Source organism: Reichenbachiella sp., from assembly GCF_039944555.1.
In the GTDB taxonomy this organism is placed as follows: Bacteria; Bacteroidota; Bacteroidia; order Cytophagales; family Cyclobacteriaceae; genus Reichenbachiella.
The window spans coordinates 722,955-745,586 of sequence record NZ_JBDUYN010000004.1 but is presented as its reverse complement, the minus strand read 5'-3'; the positions used below and the strand labels follow the sequence as shown (position 1 = coordinate 745,586).

Here is a 22,632-nt window from a genome sequence, read left to right as displayed (position 1 = left end):
GAAATATTAGTCGTGGGTGAATTTCCCTACCACTTTCCAACTGTAATAGTGCGAGCTAACAACAATCTCTTCACTGGTCAGGCTCTCGATATACATGATTGATTCGTGATCCAGTCCTTTATCAAAGGTCAAAGTTCGCGAAGGCGCATCGATCTCCCATGTACCTGATTTAATTTTTTGATTATCCTCCGCACCGCAAAGCATCGTCCCTCCGTCATACGCATAGGTGTTGTCTTCATTAAGTCGAATTTCATCATCGAGTCTGCAATTTTGAAAACCATTAACCCCCTCGATAGTAAAAGCCACAGTGGTCCAGGTTCTGTTTCCGCCCCCCAGCAAGTAAGTATTGGCATCAATTAGACTATTAGGAAAAACATTTTCAAAAGTTATTGTATTGGATTCGGAGGCGTCATTGCCCTCTTCTACCACAACACTGCATCCGGTAATTACGGTCAGAAGTGTCCAAAAAATGTATCGCAAGTATTTCATTTCAATCGAATTTGAATCCAATATTACTGTTCAAACATCACAGAACTGTCACAGGATTATCAATTCAACATAAATTTATTCAGAATTGTTCTTCATTTCTACCATCTCTGTGGTTGAAAATCAATATTTCTATATTTTACATACAAATAATGAATAAATGAAACCGGAACTATCCATCTAACGTCTTATTTTTCATACATTTAATGAATAAATAGATTTGAATCCAGATACATCTACAAATCATCCTCCAAAATGGGCCAATAGGCTGCTTGAATGGTATTGCCGAGAAGATTTACTCGAAGACCTTCAGGGGGACTTATATGAATATTATGATCGAAATCTGGAGAAAGGTCCTCGAATGGCCAATCTCATTTTTATCATAGATGTATTCAAATTTTTTAGGTCATACACTTTTAAAAAACTCAAAAACAAATACAAGATGAATGGTTTTATGTTATTCAAAAATTATTTCAAGACTTCAGTAAGAAGCCTTGCGAGAAACAAACTGTTTTCGATAATCAATATCGTTGGGCTAGCCATTAGCATGTCCGTAGGTCTGGTTGTGATCACCATGATTGTAGAAAGTCTCGGATTCGACGATTTTCATACGAAAGGGGGGCAAATTTATCGTGTGATTAACACACGTGTCGATGCAAAAGGAGAAGAATTGAAAATGGCATCTACTTCCTACTTCATGAGCCAAAAATTGGAAGACGTAGATGGCTATGAATACAAAACAACGCTGCATCGTGGGTTCGGTGGAGATGCAGATGCTGAAGGAAAAAAACTTGTTGTGTCTGGTCTTTGGGCTTCTAAAGATTTCTTCAACGTCTTCACATTTCCATTAATTCAGGGAGACAAGAATACAGCCTTGTCAGAACCTAATAGCATAGTTTTAAGCGAAACTCTCTCCAAAAAATTATTCGGCGCCGGAGAGGCAATGGGTAAAATTATAGAGGTAGATGATACAGAATTTCTGATTAAAGGCATAGCCGAAGATCCACCAAAAAATTCTCACTTCACCTTTGAAGCACTTGCCTCTATGACGACACTTGTCAATCAATCAAGAGATGATCCAGATTGGTCAAAATCAACCAATATGTGGAGGACATATATCTACATGACAATTCCGACCGAATCTGATCATGGGCGAATTACTAAAACACTAAATCAGATTTCTGAAAGTGAGAATAAGCTCATCGACCCACTGGCCATAACCTCAAGGCTACAGCCGCTTCATGAGATTTTCAACGGTTCACCACTCAGCAATCAAATCGGACCAACTGTACCAGCCATGGCAGCCGTTATTTTTGCTATCCTGCCTCTCATCATATTGCTTACTGCTTGTTTCAACTATACCAATCTCTCGATCGCAAGGTCTCTCCGAAGAACAACAGAAGTAGGTATCAGAAGAGTAATTGGAGCTTCCCGAGGGAATATATTTGCTCAATTTGTGGTGGAATCAGTAATTATAGCACTATTAGCACTGGTGGTATCTGGCATTCTTTATATACCCTTGAGGGGACAATTCCTTGTAATGTTAGATGGTGATGGTCTAAGCCTTCCGATCAGCGGTACAGTAATCATTTTCTTTATCCTATTTGCCCTTTTTGCCGGAGTAATCGCCAGTTTAGTTCCGGCAGCAACACTATCTAAATTTCAGGCCGTAAAAGTTCTGAGAAGTACATCAAGTGTAAAACTATTTGCCGGTATGACACTTAGAAAAGTCCTACTCATTTCTCAATTTACCATCTCCACCATTCTTATTCTTACCACTATCATACTCAATAAACAATACTTACATGCAACAAACTACGACCTAGGGTTTTCAACAGCACAAATTCTGAATGTAGAGTTACAAGGTAATAACCATAAACTAATGGGTTCAGCACTTAGTACTGTTCCGGATGTAAAGGCCGTATCGCGATGTAGGAATGTGATTCATTCAAACAACATTCACATGACGCATGGCAAGTACAAAGATCCCACAGATTCAGCGCTGGTGCACACAAACTATATTGATGAAAATTATCTGTCCAACCATCATTTTCAATTAATTTCAGGCGAGAACTTTAGAATGCGACCTGACAGTGCAGAGGAACAATACGTCATTGTCAACAAAACATTCCTTGATAGATTTAATGTCGGAGAGCCGCTAAAAGCATTAGGGGAAAAAGCAAAGTTTGACGGTAAAATGCTTTCCATAATAGGAGTGGTGGCAGATTTTAATCACTCGACCCTCGACGCACCAATTGAACCATATGCCTTTAGGTACAATCCGGAGGAATACGAATACCTCAATCTAGTCATTGAATCAAAGGATTATCTGTCGACTATAGAAAAATTAGAAGCCGAATGGAGAAAAATTGACGAATTGCACCCATTTTCAGCCACATTCTATGACGATCACATTGAACAAACCTACATGGTTTTCGGTATGCTGATCAAAATTGTTGGTTTTTTAGCCTTCCTGGCTATTTCAATAGCAGCTATGGGTTTATTCGGCATGAGCGTGTATGCTGTAGAAACCAAAATCAAAGAAATCAGTATTCGGAAGGTGATGGGAGCAACGGCCTTCAAGCTAGTGTATCTCCTATCTAAAGGGTATGTGTGGTTGTTGATCATTGCCAGTCTTATTGCTGCCCCATTTACCTATTTTTTGGTGAATGAAGTAATTCTTCCGGAATTTGCTTACCTCACTCCAATGACCATTTGGGATGTGCTTGGCGGATTAATGGTTGTGTTTTTTATTGGTTTGATTATGATTGGTTTTCAGACTTACCGGGCGGCTCAAACAAATCCGGCTGATACATTAAGAAATGAATAAAATATTGTACCCGGAAAGCAAGCTTTCCGGGTACTTCTTTAAACTTGTAGAATCATGAAAGGAACAAACATTGGTGAATTTGAAGAACTGGTCTTGCTGACCATAGCTTCGCAGATCGATCAGGCCTATAGCGTTCTTATCTGTGACGAAATAGAGAGGGTAACCAGTCGAAAAGTTAAGCTTGGTGTGGTTCATTCGGTGCTAAACCGACTGGAAGATAAGGACTTGATAGTATCTAGGTTAGGCGAAGCCACCAGGGCTCGTGGGGGTCGCAGAAAACGATTCTTCGAAGTCTCTCAAGCAGGAAAGGCTGCGCTATTGAAGGCGAAGGAGCAAAGAGACCAACTTTGGAGCACAATACCGGAAGTAGTGTTCGACGGAATTAAATAACTCAGGACTTTATCCACTCGCACATGCCATAGTGTTCGCTGTCCATTCCAAGCTTCTGATAGACTTTCAAGGCATCTGTATTGGTTTTGTCTACATAGAGCCGAATACCAACATATTCATCAGAATTGTTCACAATACTTTGAATGTGCTCATACAAGGCCCGGTAAACTCCCCTGCCCCGAAATTCCTTGCCTACAAAGACGGATTGAATCCATAAGATCATGGCATTACGCCAATCGCTCCATTCGAAGGTTATTAGCAAACTGCCTGCTATTTGTCCATCGATTTCAGCCACAAAATACCAGCCTTTGGATTCGTCACTAAACACAGCTTTCACTCCTGGAGTGATGAGATTCCTATCTAAATCCACATCCTCGGTTTCCCTAGCCATATCAATTTGAAAATCAATTATGCTTTGAGCTTCTTCTTCTCTTGCGTGTCTTATGTTCATACTTCTAAATTATTCTGCCATTGAAGAAATTTTCTTGTCCCAGGGCTTGAGCATAATTGCGAGGATAGCAAATACCAGGAGCAAATACAGATACCAGACATTTCCCGCCAGATCAAAGAAATTCAAACGGCCATCTGTAAATCTCAACAAAATCAAAACCTGCGCTCCATAGGGCAACAAACCCTGTACAATACAAGAAAATATATCTATGAGGGCAGCGGCCTTTCTTTTATCCACTTCATAGCTTTCGCTAATCTCTTTGGAAATATCGCCTGTGATTAAGAGTGTAACCGTATTATTAGCTATAGCCAAATTGGTGATCCCAATCAAAGCCCCCAATCCAAACTGAGCAGATCTCTTACCTTTCACCCATTCTTTTACTTTTCGCAGGGTATAATTGATTCCTCCGTCATGCGCCGTCATCGCTGCCAGTCCACCGCTAAATAGAGCAAGTAAAAAAACCTCTGTCATACTTTCAAATCCTAAGTAGGTGGTTTTAGCAAACCCCATTAAAGTGAAATGATCGTAAGACATCCCCATAAAGCCACTCACTATAATTCCAATGATCAACACATGAAATACCGGTACGCCCATCACAGCCAAAATGATAACCAAGAGGTAAGGAATAATTTTCACCAATTCATAATTACCAGTTTCTGTCAGTGCTTCTACCCCAGACAAGTCTTTGGTCAAACCAAAAACCAAAAGCAGTACAACTGTCACAATGGCTGCAGGCAAAGCGATGTAAACATTAGCCCTGAACTTATCCTTCATCTTTACACCCAATGACTGCGTCGCTGCAATTGTGGTGTCTGATATAATGGAAAGGTTGTCTCCGAACATGGCGCCGCTAAGCAATGTGGCAGACATTAAAGCCAATGAAGTGCCTGACCTATCCGCCAGTCCGACAACAATGGGCCCCAAGGCTACAATCGACCCCACTGACGTACCAGTAGCAATAGACAAAAAACTGGCTATCAGAAACACGCCGACCGGTAGGTACCGCACCGAGATAAAGTCCAAACCAAAATTGACCACCGAGTCCACCGCACCCATTTCTTTAGATACAGTGGCAAACGCTCCAGCTAATAAATAAATGATGCCCATGGTCATAACCTTCGAATCGCCACAGCCATCCACCAGTTGCTTGGTTTTTTCCTGTAGGCTGTCGCCAAACAAAACAAAGGCCACCATGATACCCAGTATGACTGCAATGGGAGCAGGAAGCGCATAAAAATCATCTAGTAAAATACCAATTCCCAAAAAAGAAAAAATAAATACCATCAGTGGTATCAATGATTTAAAACTCCCTTGCTTTTCCATGTAATTCAGTTTTAGTTCGGTTGCGATTGAACGATCGCTAAGCTATGGATAATAGATAGAAAATGAAAATACGCAGATTGGGTAATAAGCGTTCCATTTCTGACCATGGATGTCTCAAAATAATCTCCGAGTGCGTAAATTGCAACCATGTTGGAAAATGCGGATTTAGACTATTTGAATGCACTGAACCCTCCACAGCGGGAGGCAGTAGAAAATGTAGATGGACCTTCCATGATCATTGCCGGAGCCGGCTCAGGAAAAACACGAGTACTTACCTACAGAATCGCTCATTTAATTAAACAACACAAGGTTGATCCATTCAATATTTTGTCACTCACCTTTACCAATAAGGCCGCCAAAGAAATGCGTCAGCGGATAGAGGATGTGGTAGGTAACGATGCTCGTAATCTTTGGATGGGGACCTTTCACTCTGTATTCTCAAGAATTCTTCGCTCAGAGGCAGATAGACTGGGATATCCCAGTCACTTTACAATCTACGATGCAGATGATTCAAAATCCCTGATCAAACAAATTGTCAAATCTTTTGGCCTGGACGACAAGGTCTATAAGCCCAACGTGGTTTTCAACCGAATCTCGAGCGCCAAAAACCGCCTGGTCTCCTGGCAGGAATACAACAATAATCCTATCTATCTGGCAGATGATACTGAAAACGGCAAGCCGGAAATGGGAAAGATTTATAGAGAGTATGCCACCCGTTGCTTCAAGGCGGATGCTATGGACTTCGATGATTTACTTTTCAATACCAATGTTCTTTTTCGGGATCACATAGATGTACTCAACAAATACCAACAACGCTATCACTATGTAATGGTCGACGAGTTTCAGGATACCAACATTTCACAATATGTGATAACAAAAAAACTAGCCGCCGTCCGAAGAAACATATGTATCGTAGGAGACGATGCGCAGAGTATTTACGCCTTCCGCGGGGCGGATATTCAAAACATTCTCAATTTTGAAAAGGATTATCCTGAACTGAAAGTAATCAAACTAGAACAGAACTATCGTTCTTCCAAAACGATTGTGAATGCCGCCAATTCTGTAATAACCAAAAACAAAAATCAGTTACGGAAAAGTGTTTGGACTGACAATAACGAGGGCGACCTAATCGAACTGATCAAGGCGACCACAGACAATGAAGAAGGTAAGTTAGTAGCCTCCGCCATTTTTGAATCCAAGGCCAATAACCAGTACAAGAATTCAGACTTCGCCATTCTTTACCGAACCAACAGCCAGTCGAGAGCGATGGAGGAGGCCCTCCGAAGAAACAACATCAAGTACCAGATCGTGGGCGGCCTGTCTTTCTACCAAAGGAAAGAAATCAAAGACCTCCTCGGTTACATCCGATATTCAGTTAACCAAAATGATGAGCAGGCCCTGCGCCGAATTATCAATCTACCCAAACGAGGAATCGGAGCAGCTTCAGTTGATAAGCTTTTCGTGGAAGCTGCTGAACAAAATACTGATCTGTGGACCGTGCTCGAAAATGCCAAAAATGTAATCTCTGGCAGAACGGCTTCAGCCATTGACGGATTTGTTACAACTATCAAAAGCTTCAAGCTTGCCATTGAAAAGAAAGATGCTTTCGAGGCTGCCTCGCACATTGCCAAGAACTCTGGCTTGATGAAGGAGCTCTACGACGACAAGACTATTGAGGGTCGTAATCGCTACGAAAACGTACAGGAGCTACTGAATGGGATCAAAGAATTTGTCGACAACCCTGAAAACGAAGACAAAAGTATGTCGGCGTTTTTGCAGGAAATTGCCTTGCTGACTGATGCTGACAACAAGGACAAGGATGGAGACAAAGATTTTGTAACCATGATGACCATTCATATGGCCAAGGGCCTGGAATTCAAAAATGTTTTTATCGTAGGTATGGAAGAGGATCTATTCCCTTCTCAAATGATGATTAGTTCCAGGCAGGATTTGGAAGAGGAGAGACGACTGTTCTATGTCGCCATCACCAGAGCAGAAACCAAGCTCTATCTGAGCTATGCCCTGACTCGTTACCGATTTGGTCGCTTAAAAACCTGTGAGCCGAGCAGATTCTTGGAAGAAATCGACAAGGATTTTATCAAGTTCAATCAGAAGATGAGTAGCACCCCATCCCCGGGAGATCAATATGCAAAAACCTTTATCAGCAATGTGCAGCGAACGGCTCCCAAGCCTCCTCCAAATCAACTTATTCACAAGCCATCAGCCAACTTCCGTCCGAGTGATACTTCAAAATTGGCCATTGGCAACAAAGTGGAGCATCCAAAATTCGGTTTTGGAGAGGTGACAGAGATTGATGTACAAGGCGCCAATAAAAAAGCACATATCTCCTTTGAAAAAGCCGGTGATAAGACTTTGTTGTTGAGCTTCGCGAAGCTGAGGATTGTTTCTTAATAGCTCAGTGGAGCATATTCTTGTCTACAGCAAAAAGCACTATCCATTGGATTAATTGCAGAATCATAAATACATTATGGTAGCGCATATTTTTAAAATTCCCTACAATAAAAATCAAATAAACCCCCATATAACAAAAGTGAGGCATATTTTCTTTCCATGTGAGTCCGGAGATATAAACATTCTGTAGAATGCTAATAACAATTGTGGAAACAAAGAATGAGTAAAGCCAGCGCCAGTTCTCCGAAAAATATGTCACCATGTCTGTTTCTTGGCTCCTAGAGCCAGTTGGGAACAAAAACCGAGCTAGGAGATACAAGAATATCGGGAAACTCAATAAAGCCATTACGATTGGCAGCGTCCATGCATTGATCTGCTTAGAGTATTGATAACTATACCACCAATCCTGAATAAATACTAAAAAAATAATTAGAATATAAATCGTATGGGCTGTGCTAAATTTAACCTTCTTATACTGAGCGAGCATATCTGCAAGGCCATTCAACAGCTGAGCGATACCCATGCCCAAAATCAAAGAAATTAAGACAATGACATATTCAAACGGATCCATAGCAATGCTTTTTAGTTTTCCCTAAAATAATAAAAGTCTTTAACAGCACAAGATTTTAAAAAGTTCGATGCCATTCAATCAAACAATAAACACTTCCAAAGCTTTGAACTTTGGAAGTGCCATTTTGAAAGGAGCACCCCCCTTTTACCCTCTCTCTGGAATATTCTTCAAAGTCTCTAGCAAAAATGGCCAGTACTTCTGCACCGAGCTGATCTGGACTTTTTCATCAGGAGAATGTGCTCCTCTGATATTGGGTCCGAAACTGATCATTTCCATGTCCGGATAATTAGTTCCTAAGATACCACACTCCAACCCTGCGTGACAAGCACTGACATCAGCCTTTTGGCCAAATTGTGTTTCGTACAACTTGTCCATGAGCTTTACAATATCAGCTTCTGGTTTTGGTGCCCAACCCGGGTAATTGCCATCAAGGCTAATATTTGCGCCAAGCAACTCCATAATTGCCTGAATTTGTAGCGCTAAATCTACTTTTTCAGTGTCAACAGAACTCCTGGTCAAGCATTGCATGGTGTATGATCCTCCTGCCACTAAAACTCTGGCTACATTATTAGAAGTTTGTACAAGCCCTTCCATATCCGGACTCATTCTATAAATTCCATTGGGTAAGGCATACACCGCCCTTAGCAACTTATATTGGAAGTCTTGGTTCATTACTTTTTTTGGTGCATCAATAGATTCGATAAGCACTTCCAATTCCGGGTCTGTGGTGTCATGCTCTTCGATAATCATTTCTGCAAGCCCGATAATTTCTTCTTCTACTGCTTCTTTTTCTGAAGCCAATATTGAGAGCGTGGAGATTGATTCACGCGGAATGGCATTTCTTAGTCCACCTCCGTCAATGCTGGCCATTCGAATATCAAACTCCGAATCAAGTGCATAAAGTAATCGATTCATCAATTTATTTGCATTCCCCTTGCCGAGGTGTATTTCCATTCCAGAATGCCCTCCTGATAGGCCTTTGATTTTTACCTCTAATCCAACTCGGTCGCCCGTCGTGGCTTCTTGTTCATAAGTGCCTTCTCCGGTCACGTCCACTCCACCGGCACAGCCTATTGTCAATTCATGATCATCTTCAGTGTCCAAATTGAGCATGATCTCTCCGTCTAGCAGGCCACCTTTCAAACCCATAGCCCCTGTCATACCTGTTTCTTCATCTATGGTAAACAAGCCCTCAATCGCCGGGTGCGCAATATCCTTAGAAGCCAATAAGGCCATAATAGAAGCCGCGCCAATTCCGTTGTCCGCGCCAAGAGTTGTGCCTTTGGCTTTCACCCAATCTCTGTCTACATACATTTCAATACCTTGGGTATCGAAATCAAACACAGTGTCGGCATTCTTCTGATGCACCATATCAATATGGCTTTGAATGGTAACCGTCTTTCTGCCTTCCATACCAGGAGTGGCCGGTTTCTTTATAATGATATTTCCTACGTCATCGACGTAGGTCTCAAGGTTCAGGCTTTCACCAAAATTTTTGACAAATTCAATGACGCGTTCTTCCTTTTTAGACGGCCTGGGGACTGCATTCAGATCAGCAAAGCAATTCCACATTTCTTTGGGTTCGAGATTTCTTACGTCGTTGCTCATTGGGTAAATGATTTAAGGTTTAAAGATTTTAATGATTCACCGTTTCATTAATTCATTGTTTTATTAATTCACTGTTTCATTGCTTAAAGCCAAAGGGACAGTGCTTGCATCCATTTTTACAACAATACCCTCTTTTGAGATGATAGACACTGGTAAACACCATCAATCCTTGCTCATTGAAGTAGAAGTCTTCAGATTTATTAGCATTTGACTCTCTGTTATCGTTTTTATCGCTCAAAGCAAAAAGGGTTTCGTTTGTGTTATTCGGAATGCTTTTCGTAATTTTGAGCGAAATTAATGAGTTCTTCACAAAGAACTCATTTTTGTTTGAACAACCCAAAATATACGATCATGGTGAAAGAACTAACTAGCGAGCAGGCGATTGCCTTAGAAGATAAGTACGGCGCACACAACTACCATCCACTTCCGGTAGTACTATCGCGTGGAGAGGGCGTACATGTATGGGATTTGGAAGGTAAAAAATACTATGATTTCCTTTCTGCATACTCAGCAGTAAACCAAGGACATTGTCATCCGAAAATCGTAGGTGCACTTACTGAGCAAGCTCAAACATTGACTTTGACGTCTCGTGCATTTTACAACGACTCACTCGGTGAGTATGAAAAGTACATGTCTGAATTTTTTGGCTTCGACAAGATTTTACCAATGAATACAGGTGCTGAAGCTGTAGAGACGGCTATCAAGCTTTGTAGAAAATGGGCTTATGAAGTAAAAGGCACACCAGAAAACGAAGCCAAGATCATCGTGGCTGAAGACAATTTCCACGGACGTACCACTACGATCATTTCGTTCTCTAATGATCCAGACGCACAAAAGAATTTCGGCCCATACACAGGTGGATTTATCAAAATCCCTCACAATGACATTGATGCTCTGAAGGAAGCGTTGAAAGACCCTAATGTAGCTGGTTTCTTAGTAGAGCCTATTCAAGGTGAAGCTGGCGTTTTCGTTCCGGACGAAGGATATTTAACCGCAGCCAAAGAAGCTTGTACGGCAGCCAATGCTTTGTTTATTGCGGATGAAGTCCAAACGGGTATTGCAAGAACTGGAAAAATATTAGCTGTAGATCACGAAAACGTGAAGCCGGATATGGTGATCATGGGTAAGGCACTTTCGGGTGGCGTATATCCTGTATCTGCTGTAATGGCCGACAATCGTATCATGGATGTGATCAAGCCAGGTCAGCATGGATCTACCTTCGGTGGTAATCCCATTGCTGCGAAAGTAGCCATGGCGGCACTTGACGTGGTGAAAGAAGAAAAATTAGCAGAGAATTCTCAGCGATTAGGTGAAATATTCAGAGATCGTATGAATAGATTCATCGAAACGACAGACATGGTTACACTAGTAAGGGGTAAAGGTCTTCTTAATGCCATCATTATCAACGACACCCCTGACAGCTCAACTGCGTGGGATATTTGTGTGGCGTTGAAAGAAAATGGCTTATTGGCCAAACCTACTCACGGCAATATCATTCGATTTGCTCCGCCTTTGGTAATGACTGAAGAGCAGTTACACGATTGCTGTGATATTATTGAGAAGACAATTAGAGCGTTTACGAAATAAATTGAGTATCACTCAATAAAAAGGCCAGTGTATATTTTACGCTGGCCTTTTAATATGCCTCAAGGAAATACTTGATGATATCAGTAGTGGTCACAATCCCTACAATTTTATCTCCATCCAAAACTGGCAGCGCATGAAACTCTTGTTCAGTAAATATCTGAGCAGCTTCCCGAATGGTTTGATTCTGTCCAATAATCATTGGTTCGTGCTTCATGACCTGATTTATGGATAACATGTCAAAAATAGCTTCATCTGCATCTTCTTGTCCCGCTCCAAAGGTATTTCCAAAACTAATCCTAAGAATGTCAGTTTGGCTAATGATACCCACTAATTCTTCCCCTGAAACCACTGGTAAATGGCGAATGTGATTCTTTGCTAAAATTTCATTTACTTCATGCAGGGATTGATTTACATCGATTGTCAAAACATCCCTAGTCATAATTGCGGATATATGCTCTCTTCTTTTCATAATTTGACCTCTATTTATTGTTGCATCAAATTAGACCATGGATTCGAGCAAACGAATGGGCTAGGTCAGATCAAAACATGACTTTACTCAATAACAAAGCATATGGGTAAGATCGCGCTCGTCAACACCTGTAAAAGATTATTTAGAACTACCAAAAGAGTTTAGCTAATAAGCTTATAGATGCGACGCAAAAAATGTCTCACTTTCCTACCGAATCCGATTTTTACAATTTTACTTCTATTTCCATCGACAAGGTCAGGAATAAAATCAGACTTCACATCTAAAAATTGGTAGAGCAACTGAAGATAGTCAAGCCCAAGAAAGAGAAAAGTCTCGTAAGACCAAATCAGATATTTTTGATCTTTATTCATTACACCCTTCATTATTTCTTTGGCTTTTTCCGATTCTAGTTTGGATTGTCTTAAGGGCTTAGCAAACCTATCAAATCTGGAAATTTCAGAAATCATAAGATCTCTTGTTGTCAGAACGAAGTGAATATTATACTCGTCCTTGTTGGTGGAAATCCAGGCATCTATATCCGGGAAAACCGGTGGGTTAGAATAGGGTAAAGAACGGTGACATACCTTGTGATGGCCTTCGTCGCTCCAGCCAGCCCCATCCCAGCTTCCATATGCTTGAATACCAAGAACGTGGGAGCAGATCTTAGCTATTAGCATACTCCCAGAACTTTCCGGGCCAATGACAAACACGCATTTTCTTGTTTTCCCCTGCATATCAAATGGCTTAATTGAGTTGCATTAGATCCATCAATTCTGACTTTTAATTTATGAAGATCAAATACAAAAATTACCCCTTTTGAATCTTACTTTTTAGAAAACCTGTTAACACGCCCAATCCATTTTTGAAGGAATCGTTATTATTTGGAATAATGATATCCGAATCGTGTTTATAAGGTTTGATGTATTTTTTGTATGCTGGCATGATATGATTTTCGAAGCGATAGAGCACATCCTCCAAGTCGTAGCCTCTTTCCTTGGCATCCCGCAAAATCCTTCTCTTGATCATTAGATGGTCCCTGGCATCAACAAATACTTTTAGATCAAGTTTCTCCGCCACATCCTGAAAATAAAAGACGAAAATGCCCTCAATGACTAGAATCGGTGCAGGTTTATGAATCAATACCCCTGGCTCCCGGTCACTATTGTTGAACATATACTCCTTTACCTCTATGGTTTCACCGTTTTTCAGCCTTTCAATGTCATGAGCAAATGCCTCATGATCTATGGAAGATGGAATATCAAAATTCTCTATGCCATGATCATCCACATACTGTTCTGCCAATGGTTTATAGTAATTGTCCTGCGACAGTACACATAAATCTGTTTCCTTAAACGATTTTTTCAATTCGTTCAAAAGCAAAGTTTTTCCAGAAGCACTTCCGCCTGTAATCCCGACGATATAGGGTGTGATCATTTGAAGATGAGTTGTTCGTACTTATAAAAGATATGCAATTTTAGATAAAATATAATTTGGACACATGCAAAACCCTGGATTCAATATTCAGTATTATTAATTAATTTTAAATAAAATAATTACCACCATGAGCACAGACCAACAAGGACAAGTCGAGAAAATTCTTAAAGAACTAGGTAAAAAAATTGATGACTTGATCTTAGAGGCCAAGGATGCCAAAGATGATATTCGCGATGAGGTTGAGGAAAAAATCAAAGAGTTGAAAAAGAAAAAGGGTAAGCTAGACGATGAATATCAGTCGTTCAAGGAAAAAAACGAAGGGAAGTGGGATGAGATCAAATCACATCTGAGCTCTGCCGCCGAAGAAATAAAAATGGCTGCTGAAGCGGCTTTCAGGAAGAAGAGCTAAACACAAGCTTTAAAAAAAAGGGCTGATTTTGAACTCAAAATCAGCCCTTTTTTACATTTTATGTTACTTAGTTCTTGCCACCGAACAAGAAGGCTCCAACTCTGATTCCGATATAACTGTTTTTTACATCGTTTTCCTTAGGAATAATGTTGTAGTCAATATTTATATTGAAATGCCCTGCATCAAATCCAATTCTTGGATAAAACCCAAACTTTGTACCGAAGTCGGCTGATGCCGTAGAACCATCAACCTCCACAGTACCTAAGCTGTAAATACCAAAACCGGCACCTACATAAGGTCTAAAATTGCTATCTCCAATATAATATCTGCCATTTAAGGTATAAGAGCTAACTCCCGAAGCGCTAGCCTCAACTCCACCTCCTAGATTTTTTGCCATCACAGCAGCTTCATACCTCAACCCAACGGCTAGTTGGTCGTTGATACGGTAGGCAGGTTCTATATCAAAAAGAACTCCTCCTCCACCATCAGGAATGGCGTATCCAAGGCCAATATACAACTGAAACGGTTTGTACTCTTGTGCATAACTTACAGCTGATACACTTAACGTGAGTAAAATAATTGCTAATGTTTTCTTCATTACTTTTTAATTTGATGAGTATAAATCTATTAATGCTCGATCTTGAATCACAGCCCATCTGATTCTATTTAAAGAGCCTCGAACAGGCTGATCAACTACGAGACAGTCGCAAGTATACATTTAAATTTTAATCGAACTAATAAAAATATTAAATAACATAGACTTCATATATCATTAAAACCTGATAAGGCCCTACTATTCTTAATTCTTAGGAAAGGCTGATAAATCTGTCAATAACCATTTTTTTAGAATTATCGATCTCCGTCATGCCGCTATTCACTTCAGTTACTTTTCTATCCATTATAAGTTAAGGAGCTTCTATATTTGCAGCCACACTTACAAGAAACTTACTACATGCCTCCGATTGCCTTATCAGTAGAAAAACTCACCAAGAGTTTCAATGACAAACAACTCTTCGAAAACATTACCTTTGGTATTGACCAAGGCCAAAAAGTAGCGCTAGTTGGTGTGAATGGCTGTGGGAAATCCACGCTGCTCAACATAGTAGCCAAAAAGATGAATCCGGATGAAGGAGTGGTTTCTTTTCAGAGAGATTTGAAAGTTTCCATTCTCGACCAGGCACCGGACTTAAGTGGGTTTCATACCGTACTGGACTCTATAACAGAAGGCACTCACCCTGAAGCCCAGGTACTTAGTGAATATTGGAAGTTAATCGAAAAACCAGATCCCTCCGACAAAGAGCAATTACGCGTACAAGAGCTGATTGAAAAGATCGACAGTCTTAATGCCTGGGACTATGAATACCGTCTTAAGGAAATTCTGGGAAAACTGGGTATTAATGATCTTTCTCAACCCATCCAAGACATGTCCGGAGGCCAGCAGAAGAGAATCGCATTGGCAAAAGCGCTATTGGACGAGCCAGATTTTCTAATCCTCGATGAGCCTACCAACCATTTAGATCTGGATATAATTGAATGGATGGAAGAGTATTTATCTTCTCAAAATCTTGCCATCCTGATAGTGACTCACGATAGGTATTTTTTAGATAAAGTATGTAACCAAATTCTTGAGATTGATCAGGGACAGATTTTTAAGTATAATGGCAACTACAGTCAATACCTGGAACGGAAATCCGAGCGGGAAGAGTGGCAACAGCAAGCCAAAGACAAAGCAAAAAACCTGTTATCCAAAGAGCTTGAATGGATGCGCCGACAGCCCAAGGCAAGAGGGACAAAAGCAAAGTATCGTATTGACGCTTTCTATGAAACCAAGGAAAAGGCCAATGTGAATCTGAGTAAGTCCGAACTAGAGATCAAAATCAGCGGCAAACGACAGGGCAAGAAGATTCTGGAACTAAACAAGGTTACGAAGTCATTTGGAGACAAACCCATATTCTCACAATTCTCCCACATTTTTACTCGTGGTGAAAAGGTAGGGGTTGTCGGCAAAAACGGTACTGGAAAGTCCACGTTCTTGAATGTCCTTACTGGCGTCTTGTCACCCGACTCTGGCACCATTGACAAAGGAATTAATACCGCATTCGGCTACTATACTCAAGATACCATTCAGGAAGATGGGTCCAAAACAGTGATCGACGCCATTAAAGAAATAGCCGAAGTGATCACATTGGAAGATGGCAGCACTGTCACGGCTTCTCAACTATTAAATCAATTTTTGTTTCCTCCAAAATCGCAATATTCTCACATTTCAAAACTCAGCGGCGGTGAAAAAAGAAGGCTTCAATTACTTAAAGTTCTAATGGCCAATCCTAACTTCCTAATTCTTGATGAACCTACCAATGATCTGGATATTGTTACTCTTAACATTTTGGAAGATTACCTCGACAACTTTGGCGGGTGTTTATTGATTGTATCGCACGATAGATACTTTATGGATAAATTGGTAGATCATCTGTTTGTGCTTGATGAAAGTGATCAGATCAGGGATTTTCATGGAAATTATACTGATTATCGCCTTGAGCCGATCGATAAACAAAAACCGTCCAAACAAAATTCCGGAGGAAAAGAAACACCCAAAAGCAAAAAAGAGGATAAGCGAAAACTGACTTTCAAAGAAAAACAAGAATTCGACGCCATTGAAAAGGAGATGCCTAAACTAGAGTCGCGAAAGGAAGAACTTTCCGACCTTCTAAATTCTGGAGAGACAGATCACGTACAACTCACCGAGTGGTCAAATGAAGTTGAAAAAATTGTGGAAAAACTGGATGAAATGGAAATGCGCTGGCTCGAATTGTCAGAAATAAACTGACATCAGCTGCCAAGCGGCATTACCGCTGAATAATTTGTTTTTCAATAGCCAACATAATTATCTAATTTCCGACTCGAATATTAAATAACAAACCATGAGACAATTAGTACTAGTCACCTTCCTAGCCTCTGCAGTTCTATCGGGCTGCAAAAAAACACAAGAATCGACTTCTTCTGCTCCCGATTACAAAGCACAGGCGGAACTGTTAGCCAAAAAATTTATTATTACCGATGGTCATATAGATTTACCCTACAGACTAGCCGAAGAAGGCCATATGACATCCGGTGAACTGCCTGATTTATCTGAGTTGGTCAATGGTAATTTTGACTACGTAAAAGCTTCAGAGGGTGGTCTGGATGCACCATTTATGTCCATTTACATTCCCGCATCGTTACAAAAAAAATCAGGAGCATCGAAAGCTTTGGCGGATTCTCTCATCACCATGGTAGAACAAATTACAACTACATTTCCAAAACACTTCGCTTTGGCAAGTGGGCCTAGCGATGTGCAAAGAAATTTTGAAAATGGATTGGTTTCTCTTCCAATGGGTATGGAAAATGGGTCAGGGATCGAAGACGACCTAGAAAATGTAAAATATTTCTTCGATAGGGGTATTCGATACGTCACGCTCACTCATTCAAAAGACAATTTAATTTGCGATTCATCATACGACCCTTCCAGAACCTGGAATGGATTGAGTCCATTCGGACGTGAGGTAGTGAAGGAAATGAATGCCCAGGGCATCATGGTCGATATTTCTCACGTATCTGATAGTACATTCTATCAAGTGATGGCTATGACCAACGTGCCATGTATTGCATCTCATTCATCAGTAAGGAAATTTACTCCCGGGTTCGAAAGAAATATGAGTGATGACATGATTAGAAAGCTGGCTGCAAACAACGGTGTAATACAAATCAATTTTGGTTCCACTTTCCTACTGCATAAATCACGGCTTAAGTACGACACCTTAAAAGAAGTAAAGAAGGAATTCATGGCCCAAAATCCTGGCGCATCTGATTCCGTATGGTCAGTATATGAAAATGAATGGATGGAATCCAACGATTTTTTTGCTGACGTAAAAGACGCCACAGATCATATCGATCATGTGAAGAACCTGGTAGGTATAGACTATGTGGCATTCGGCTCCGACTACGATGGTGTGGGCAACTCTCTTCCCACCCGTCTTAAGACCACTGCAGACTACCCTAAGCTTATCGAAGAATTGTTGATAAGAGGATATTCGGAAGAAGATATTGAAAAAATATGCAACAAAAATGTATTCAGAGTCTGGAATGCTGTCCTGACTGCTGCAGGCAAAAATTGATACAAATCGATCACATTTAGTTAAAAGAGTGTCCGTATTTGAGACACTCTTTTTTGATTTTCCTTCATTAATACCTGTATCTTATTGTATAACAGTGACTTACAAAAGTTGGCACAAGTATTGTAAAAATTCTGGCAAGGTCAAAAACTCAAACCTTTACTCAAGAATTTAAACTCACTGTAATGAAAAAATTTGATGCCAGATATTCTAAAATACTCCTGATTCTGTTAGGTGTATTGGCGGCTATCGCTATCGGATTTCAATCAAATGCAGTGGGTTTCGATTCTGAGTCGCAGCTATCAGATCCTGACAGGGATGCTATTGAGCATTCAGCACCCATTTTCGACCCCACGGGAAAGCTGCATATTAAGCTACTCAGTCTATTGAAATAATCATTTCAATTTTAGAAAGTACCTTTCCCATTCTCAAAAAGTATGATAAATTAGTAATCAAATAATAAAACTATGACTAGACGACTCACAAGATCCTCAGACCGAATGCTGGCAGGTGTATGCGGTGGTATTGCCAACTACTTTGACCTGGACCCTACATTGGTAAGAATTGCATACGTAGTTCTTTCTATTTGTTCTGTAGGATTTCCGGGCTTGTTGGTTTATGCTATTCTATGGCTAATCATGCCTGATTATTAAGTCATTTTCGAATACGTATTGATCCATCGTTCCGGAACCTCTCCTTTGGTGGCCAATTCATAGTCTGTATAATCGCAGGGCACAATATAATGTCTATCATAAATTCCTACATGCGTTGTATTGGGTACTTCCATCCACCATTTATCCGAAAGTCTACTTTTGTAGAAAACTATAGATTCGGGTTCGGCGTCAAATGATACCACATATTTCATGTAGTCATTAGTCTGGAACCCCTTTTCTCCTTTTCTATTTTTAAAGCCTTCAATGAAATACCATATCATGGTAGCGACAACCATAGCCGTAGGGTTATCAGGAGTATCTTTTTCAGGGTTATACTCATAGATTCCAGCCGAGCTTAGCTTGTCATTCATACCCGCATACCACATAATCTGGCAGGCTTCCTCACCGGTCAAACCAAATATCTCACTTCTATGGCCTCCCGGGCAATAAATACTTTGAATAGCCGAAAGGTCGAAAGTCAGCATATCTGCCTCACGGATAAGAGGTTCCATTCTTTTGATATCATCTCTCAAAGCCCCTAATCGAACCGGACTGAAACTCAATTGCTCAAGTACTTTAGTTGCAGACGCATTTACCAGGTATGATTGATGAGCCAACTGGCTAAAATTGAAAAGGTAATTTGGCTCATGAGTAAAAATCCTGTGAATATGATTTTCATTTGGATCCGATTCTGTTTTGTCATTCAGATCAAATCTGGAATCGACATTGAGCATACTCACCATTTTATCCTCTTCCTGATAGGCCAGATATTGACCCAAATCCAAATCATGCGAACCCCCAATGAGAAAGGGTAGAATATCCTTAGTCATTAGATAATGGCAAATGGTCTGAATCCGTTTATATGTTTCGTCCAAGTCTGGACCATTTCTGAGATTGCCAAGGTCTACAACATTGCAAGCACCCTCTCCCTTTTTTAAGCCATATAGTTTCTCTCGAATCAATTTCACACCTGTTTGCCCAAGCGTGCTGCTTCCTCGCGTCTCCTTCAAGCCTATTATAGCCACATCCATCAGTTTGATATCAGGCATTTTATCCTCATTCAGATAAACAGATTGGATAAAGGAATCGGTGGAAAAACGTCGATTAGACAGGCTTTGATCTACAGGATCGAAATAAAGTTTCAAGTCCATACTTCAGGCATTGTTAAGGTGATGTCTTTGTCAAAACTACATAAAAAAACCCTGACGTTATCGCCAGGGTTTTTTGTTTATTTTCTTTCGATTGAGATTTCAAATTATCCTCCAAAATCATCAAATGATACATTTTCATCTGGCACACCCCAATCGTCGCACATCTTGAGCACTGCCTGGTTCATCATAGGAGGTCCACAGAAATAGAACTCAATATCCTCTGGAGATTCGTGAGCTTTCAATTGATGATTAATTACCGCATCGTGAACAAATCCCAAGAAACCATCACCTTCTTTGTCATCGATAGACTTTTTTTCTACCCAATTGTCTTCGGGAAGAGGTTCAGATAGAACGATTTCAAATTGAAAGTTCGGAAATTCTTTCTCGATCTGTCTAAAATCGTCTTCGTAGAACAACTCTCTTTTCGATCTTCCGCCATACCAGTAGGTCACTTTTCTGCCTGTCTTCAAGGTATGGAAAAGGTGGAATAAGTGTGATCTCATGGGAGCCATTCCAGCTCCACCACCTACGTAGATCATTTCAGCAGGTGTCTCCTTGATAAAGAACTCACCATATGGGCCTGAAATAGTTACTTTATCTCCAGGCTTTCTTGAGAATACGTATGAAGAACAAATCCCAGGATTTACGTCCATCCATGCGTTCTTTGCTCTATCCCAAGGTGGGGTAGCAATTCTGATGGTCAACATCACAATGTTCCCTTCGGCAGGATGGTTGGCCATGGAGTAAGCTCGGAAGATTTCCTCGTCATTCTTCATTTTCAAATCCCAAAGACCAAATTTGTCCCAGTCTTCTTTGAATTTGTCCGGGCCGGCAGGATCACCAGGTTCTGGTGTAATGTCTATATCTTTGAAATCAACTTCTACCTTCGGCACATCGATCTGAATATATCCTCCAGCTTCAAAATCTAGATTCTCACCTTCTGGTAGTCTCACTATAAATGCTTTAATGAATGTGGCTACGTTATAATTGGAGATCACCTCGCATTCCCATTTTTTAATCCCAAAAATCTCTTCCGGAATCTCTATGTCCATGTCTTGCTTTACTTTAACCTGGCAAGCCAAGCGTACATTTTCTTTTTGCTCTGTTCTGCTTAAGTGACCAACCTCAGTGGGTAAAACGTCTCCGCCACCATCTGTCACTGTACATTTACACATGGCACAGGTACCACCTCCACCACAAGCAGAGGGTAGAAATATTTTTTGTGCACTCAATGTAGTCAACAAAGTAGAGCCCGCAGAGGCTACCACAGGATTTGAAGAGTCTCCGTTGATAACAAGGTTTACGTCTCCTGATTGAACCAATTTGGACTGTGCAAAAAGCAGGATAAAAACCAATAGAAGTATTACGACAGTAAAAGCGACTATTGATGTAAATATGATAAAGGACATCTTTCTCTAATTAAAATTTTCCGTCTCCATTTTTCAGGCACAAATATAAAAGAATAAATAGTAAAAATTCCCTGTACGATACCCATTTAAATAGTGGTTAATAGCAATTAATTCTAATAAAAAAGATGCGACACCAAAAAGACTGTAAATCATACTTTCGGGTGAGCTTGAAACGGGCTCCAACTGGTATATTTGGCTAAATCAAAACCAATAATTATGAAAAGAGTAACAGGAGTTGGCGGTATATTCTACAAAAGTAAGAGTCCGCAAAAAGCAAAAGAATGGTACAGTAAACACTTGGGTTTAGTCACTAATGAATATGGTTCTCTATTTGAATTTCGACAAGGTGCTAGCCCTGATAAAATTGGTTATTTACAATGGAGTCCCATGGGATCAGACACGGAATATTATGCACCGTCTAAGAGTGAGTTTATGATCAATTATCGGGTAGATAATCTGGTAGAATTACTCAAAGTTCTCAAGGAAGAAGGTGTTGAAATTGTTGGCGAAATGGAAGAATACGAATACGGTAAGTTTGCCTGGATTATGGATCCGGATGGGCATAAGGTTGAGCTTTGGGAGCCAATAGATGGGGTATTTACAAAGGAATATGATGGAAAAACCACCATGTAGAAATGTTTTTTAGAAAACTGTAGTCTCCTTGTTTATTAAGAGGATGGGATTACGGAATTCTTAGCCAAATCAAACGAAATCATTATATTGTTAAGCCCTAAACTATTATAGAATGAATCCAATACTCAAAAACATCCTGGCCCTGGTGACTGGAATTATCATCGGTAGCATTGTTAATATAGGCCTGATCATGCTCGGACATGTAATTATTCCCCCACCTGAAGGTATGAATCCAATGGATATGGAGAGTCTCAAAGCCCACATGCCATTATTTGAAACGAAACACTTCATTGCGCCATTTTTGGCACATGCATTAGGTACACTTGTGGGCGCATTTACAGCTGCAAAAATTGCTTCTAACCATCAGATGAAGTTTGCACTCGCCATAGGTGTATGGTTCCTTTATGGTGGTGCTTCCATGGTGATGGACTTTCCAAGCCCCATGTGGTTCAATGTACTTGACCTCGTGGGAGCATATTTACCCATGGCGTGGATTGGGTGGAAGCTAACAGAGAAGAAATAGCCATTTGGAAATTATACATCGCTTCTTTCTTTCGATAATTCCAATAAGGTTCTGCGTACATCCGTTGCAAATGACTGTGGTTGCATCGAATTAATGATGCAGCCCTTCATGCAACGAAGATGAGGATCAAGGCCCTAAGTTT

23 protein-coding genes are annotated in these 22,632 nt (G+C 40.5%); 11 read left to right on the top strand and 12 right to left on the bottom strand.

The window, feature by feature from the left end; genetic code table 11:
• Positions 1 to 6: 6 nt before the first annotated feature.
• Positions 7 to 489, bottom strand: coding sequence for a lipocalin family protein (locus ABJD64_RS04685; RefSeq protein ID WP_348177916.1), 483 nt, complete (start codon positions 487 to 489; stop codon positions 7 to 9).
• A 217-nt stretch (positions 490 to 706) separates the two neighbouring features.
• On the opposite strand from ABJD64_RS04685, the gene ABJD64_RS04680 reads away from it, so the two are divergent.
• Both ABJD64_RS04680 and ABJD64_RS04675 read left to right on the top strand, forming a co-directional pair.
• The gene (locus ABJD64_RS04680) at positions 707 to 3,316 is read left to right on the top strand and encodes an ABC transporter permease (protein ID WP_348177914.1); all 2,610 of its coding nucleotides are present in this window, start codon (positions 707 to 709) and stop codon (positions 3,314 to 3,316) included.
• 54 nt (positions 3,317 to 3,370) lie between these two features.
• On the top strand, positions 3,371 to 3,706 hold the full coding sequence (locus ABJD64_RS04675) for a helix-turn-helix transcriptional regulator (RefSeq protein ID WP_348177912.1): 336 nt from the start codon (positions 3,371 to 3,373) through the stop codon (positions 3,704 to 3,706).
• 1 nt (position 3,707) lies between these two features.
• Here ABJD64_RS04675 and ABJD64_RS04670 read toward each other — a convergent pair whose 3' ends face one another.
• On the bottom strand, positions 3,708 to 4,157 hold the full coding sequence (locus ABJD64_RS04670; protein ID WP_348177910.1) for a GNAT family N-acetyltransferase: 450 nt from the start codon (positions 4,155 to 4,157) through the stop codon (positions 3,708 to 3,710).
• Positions 4,158 to 4,166: 9 nt separating this feature from the next.
• Positions 4,167 to 5,480, bottom strand: a complete 1,314-nt coding sequence (locus tag ABJD64_RS04665) for a Na+/H+ antiporter NhaC family protein (protein ID WP_348177908.1) — start codon at positions 5,478 to 5,480, stop codon at positions 4,167 to 4,169.
• Positions 5,481 to 5,627: 147 nt separating this feature from the next.
• Between ABJD64_RS04665 and ABJD64_RS04660 the strand changes: the two genes are divergently transcribed.
• Positions 5,628 to 7,892, top strand: a complete 2,265-nt coding sequence (locus ABJD64_RS04660; protein ID WP_348177906.1) for a UvrD-helicase domain-containing protein — start codon at positions 5,628 to 5,630, stop codon at positions 7,890 to 7,892.
• Positions 7,893 to 7,896: 4 nt separating this feature from the next.
• Here ABJD64_RS04660 and ABJD64_RS04655 read toward each other — a convergent pair whose 3' ends face one another.
• The 3 genes from ABJD64_RS04655 to ABJD64_RS04645 all read right to left on the bottom strand — a co-directional run bounded on the left by ABJD64_RS04655 (position 7,897) and on the right by ABJD64_RS04645 (position 10,381).
• Positions 7,897 to 8,463, bottom strand: a complete 567-nt coding sequence (locus ABJD64_RS04655) for a hypothetical protein (RefSeq protein WP_348177904.1) — start codon at positions 8,461 to 8,463, stop codon at positions 7,897 to 7,899.
• 144 nt (positions 8,464 to 8,607) lie between these two features.
• Positions 8,608 to 10,071 (bottom strand): aminoacyl-histidine dipeptidase, encoded by a 1,464-nt coding sequence (locus tag ABJD64_RS04650; RefSeq protein ID WP_348177902.1) that lies wholly within the window; start codon positions 10,069 to 10,071, stop codon positions 8,608 to 8,610.
• Positions 10,072 to 10,147: 76 nt separating this feature from the next.
• On the bottom strand, positions 10,148 to 10,381 hold the full coding sequence (locus ABJD64_RS04645) for a DUF5522 domain-containing protein (RefSeq protein WP_348177900.1): 234 nt from the start codon (positions 10,379 to 10,381) through the stop codon (positions 10,148 to 10,150).
• 41 nt (positions 10,382 to 10,422) lie between these two features.
• Between ABJD64_RS04645 and rocD the strand changes: the two genes are divergently transcribed.
• Entirely contained in the window at positions 10,423 to 11,658 is a 1,236-nt protein-coding gene (gene rocD / locus ABJD64_RS04640) for an ornithine--oxo-acid transaminase (RefSeq protein WP_348177898.1), read from the top strand.
• Positions 11,659 to 11,707: 49 nt separating this feature from the next.
• Here the strand turns inward: rocD and ABJD64_RS04635 are convergent, their stop codons facing one another.
• From ABJD64_RS04635 to ABJD64_RS04625, 3 genes are all read right to left on the bottom strand, one after another.
• Positions 11,708 to 12,127: a CBS domain-containing protein gene (locus ABJD64_RS04635; protein WP_348177896.1), complete on the bottom strand. Its 420-nt coding sequence runs from the start codon at positions 12,125 to 12,127 to the stop codon at positions 11,708 to 11,710.
• A 161-nt stretch (positions 12,128 to 12,288) separates the two neighbouring features.
• Entirely contained in the window at positions 12,289 to 12,861 is a 573-nt protein-coding gene (locus ABJD64_RS04630) for a hypothetical protein (protein ID WP_348177893.1), read from the bottom strand.
• A 73-nt stretch (positions 12,862 to 12,934) separates the two neighbouring features.
• Complete coding sequence (locus ABJD64_RS04625) at positions 12,935 to 13,561, bottom strand: uridine kinase (RefSeq protein WP_348177891.1); 627 nt, start codon at positions 13,559 to 13,561, stop codon at positions 12,935 to 12,937.
• 127 nt (positions 13,562 to 13,688) lie between these two features.
• On the opposite strand from ABJD64_RS04625, the gene ABJD64_RS04620 reads away from it, so the two are divergent.
• On the top strand, positions 13,689 to 13,970 hold the full coding sequence (locus ABJD64_RS04620; protein ID WP_348177888.1) for a hypothetical protein: 282 nt from the start codon (positions 13,689 to 13,691) through the stop codon (positions 13,968 to 13,970).
• A gap of 67 nt (positions 13,971 to 14,037) precedes the next feature.
• Here ABJD64_RS04620 and ABJD64_RS04615 read toward each other — a convergent pair whose 3' ends face one another.
• Positions 14,038 to 14,568, bottom strand: a complete 531-nt coding sequence (locus ABJD64_RS04615; RefSeq protein WP_348177885.1) for an outer membrane beta-barrel protein — start codon at positions 14,566 to 14,568, stop codon at positions 14,038 to 14,040.
• Positions 14,569 to 14,922: 354 nt separating this feature from the next.
• Here ABJD64_RS04615 and ABJD64_RS04610 point away from each other — a divergent pair, with 354 nt between their 5' ends.
• From ABJD64_RS04610 to ABJD64_RS04595, 4 genes are all read left to right on the top strand, one after another.
• Positions 14,923 to 16,797 (top strand): ABC-F family ATP-binding cassette domain-containing protein, encoded by a 1,875-nt coding sequence (locus ABJD64_RS04610; protein ID WP_348177883.1) that lies wholly within the window; start codon positions 14,923 to 14,925, stop codon positions 16,795 to 16,797.
• Positions 16,798 to 16,891: 94 nt separating this feature from the next.
• Complete coding sequence (locus tag ABJD64_RS04605; RefSeq protein ID WP_348177881.1) at positions 16,892 to 18,124, top strand: dipeptidase; 1,233 nt, start codon at positions 16,892 to 16,894, stop codon at positions 18,122 to 18,124.
• Positions 18,125 to 18,306: 182 nt separating this feature from the next.
• Complete coding sequence (locus ABJD64_RS04600; protein WP_348177880.1) at positions 18,307 to 18,516, top strand: hypothetical protein; 210 nt, start codon at positions 18,307 to 18,309, stop codon at positions 18,514 to 18,516.
• Between the two features lie 72 nt (positions 18,517 to 18,588).
• On the top strand, positions 18,589 to 18,774 hold the full coding sequence (locus tag ABJD64_RS04595; RefSeq protein ID WP_348177878.1) for a PspC domain-containing protein: 186 nt from the start codon (positions 18,589 to 18,591) through the stop codon (positions 18,772 to 18,774).
• On the opposite strand, the gene ABJD64_RS04590 is transcribed toward ABJD64_RS04595, so the two are convergent.
• Positions 18,771 to 19,925, bottom strand: a complete 1,155-nt coding sequence (locus ABJD64_RS04590) for a formimidoylglutamase (protein WP_348177875.1) — start codon at positions 19,923 to 19,925, stop codon at positions 18,771 to 18,773. The genes ABJD64_RS04595 and ABJD64_RS04590 overlap by 4 nt on opposite strands.
• Before the next feature lie 104 nt (positions 19,926 to 20,029).
• Positions 20,030 to 21,334 (bottom strand): NADH:ubiquinone reductase (Na(+)-transporting) subunit F, encoded by a 1,305-nt coding sequence (gene nqrF / locus ABJD64_RS04585; RefSeq protein WP_348177873.1) that lies wholly within the window; start codon positions 21,332 to 21,334, stop codon positions 20,030 to 20,032.
• A gap of 216 nt (positions 21,335 to 21,550) precedes the next feature.
• Between nqrF and ABJD64_RS04580 the strand changes: the two genes are divergently transcribed.
• Positions 21,551 to 21,967, top strand: coding sequence for a VOC family protein (locus tag ABJD64_RS04580; protein ID WP_348177871.1), 417 nt, complete (start codon positions 21,551 to 21,553; stop codon positions 21,965 to 21,967).
• A 112-nt stretch (positions 21,968 to 22,079) separates the two neighbouring features.
• On the top strand, positions 22,080 to 22,490 hold the full coding sequence (locus ABJD64_RS04575; protein WP_348177869.1) for a hypothetical protein: 411 nt from the start codon (positions 22,080 to 22,082) through the stop codon (positions 22,488 to 22,490).
• Positions 22,491 to 22,632: the final 142 nt, after the last annotated feature.

What these genes read in the sequence shown, in the direction of transcription:
- ABJD64_RS04605 (WP_348177881.1), top strand. Translation starts at nt 16,892, where the DNA reads ATGAGACAATTAGTACTAGTCACCTTCCTAGCCTCTGCAGTTCTATCG.
- ABJD64_RS04660 (WP_348177906.1), top strand. Translation starts at nt 5,628, where the DNA reads ATGTTGGAAAATGCGGATTTAGACTATTTGAATGCACTGAACCCTCCA.
- ABJD64_RS04675 (WP_348177912.1), top strand. Translation starts at nt 3,371, where the DNA reads ATGAAAGGAACAAACATTGGTGAATTTGAAGAACTGGTCTTGCTGACC.
- ABJD64_RS04575 (WP_348177869.1), top strand. Translation starts at nt 22,080, where the DNA reads ATGAATCCAATACTCAAAAACATCCTGGCCCTGGTGACTGGAATTATC.
- ABJD64_RS04630 (WP_348177893.1), bottom strand. Translation starts at nt 12,861, where the DNA reads ATGCAGGGGAAAACAAGAAAATGCGTGTTTGTCATTGGCCCGGAAAGT.
- ABJD64_RS04650 (WP_348177902.1), bottom strand. Translation starts at nt 10,071, where the DNA reads ATGAGCAACGACGTAAGAAATCTCGAACCCAAAGAAATGTGGAATTGC.
- ABJD64_RS04615 (WP_348177885.1), bottom strand. Translation starts at nt 14,568, where the DNA reads ATGAAGAAAACATTAGCAATTATTTTACTCACGTTAAGTGTATCAGCT.
- ABJD64_RS04610 (WP_348177883.1), top strand. Translation starts at nt 14,923, where the DNA reads ATGCCTCCGATTGCCTTATCAGTAGAAAAACTCACCAAGAGTTTCAAT.
- ABJD64_RS04590 (WP_348177875.1), bottom strand. Translation starts at nt 19,925, where the DNA reads ATGGACTTGAAACTTTATTTCGATCCTGTAGATCAAAGCCTGTCTAAT.
- ABJD64_RS04685 (WP_348177916.1), bottom strand. Translation starts at nt 489, where the DNA reads ATGAAATACTTGCGATACATTTTTTGGACACTTCTGACCGTAATTACC.
- ABJD64_RS04655 (WP_348177904.1), bottom strand. Translation starts at nt 8,463, where the DNA reads ATGGATCCGTTTGAATATGTCATTGTCTTAATTTCTTTGATTTTGGGC.
- ABJD64_RS04620 (WP_348177888.1), top strand. Translation starts at nt 13,689, where the DNA reads ATGAGCACAGACCAACAAGGACAAGTCGAGAAAATTCTTAAAGAACTA.
- rocD (WP_348177898.1), top strand. Translation starts at nt 10,423, where the DNA reads ATGGTGAAAGAACTAACTAGCGAGCAGGCGATTGCCTTAGAAGATAAG.
- ABJD64_RS04580 (WP_348177871.1), top strand. Translation starts at nt 21,551, where the DNA reads ATGAAAAGAGTAACAGGAGTTGGCGGTATATTCTACAAAAGTAAGAGT.
- ABJD64_RS04600 (WP_348177880.1), top strand. Translation starts at nt 18,307, where the DNA reads ATGAAAAAATTTGATGCCAGATATTCTAAAATACTCCTGATTCTGTTA.
- ABJD64_RS04670 (WP_348177910.1), bottom strand. Translation starts at nt 4,157, where the DNA reads ATGAACATAAGACACGCAAGAGAAGAAGAAGCTCAAAGCATAATTGAT.
- ABJD64_RS04635 (WP_348177896.1), bottom strand. Translation starts at nt 12,127, where the DNA reads ATGAAAAGAAGAGAGCATATATCCGCAATTATGACTAGGGATGTTTTG.
- ABJD64_RS04595 (WP_348177878.1), top strand. Translation starts at nt 18,589, where the DNA reads ATGACTAGACGACTCACAAGATCCTCAGACCGAATGCTGGCAGGTGTA.
- ABJD64_RS04625 (WP_348177891.1), bottom strand. Translation starts at nt 13,561, where the DNA reads ATGATCACACCCTATATCGTCGGGATTACAGGCGGAAGTGCTTCTGGA.
- ABJD64_RS04665 (WP_348177908.1), bottom strand. Translation starts at nt 5,480, where the DNA reads ATGGAAAAGCAAGGGAGTTTTAAATCATTGATACCACTGATGGTATTT.
- nqrF (WP_348177873.1), bottom strand. Translation starts at nt 21,334, where the DNA reads ATGTCCTTTATCATATTTACATCAATAGTCGCTTTTACTGTCGTAATA.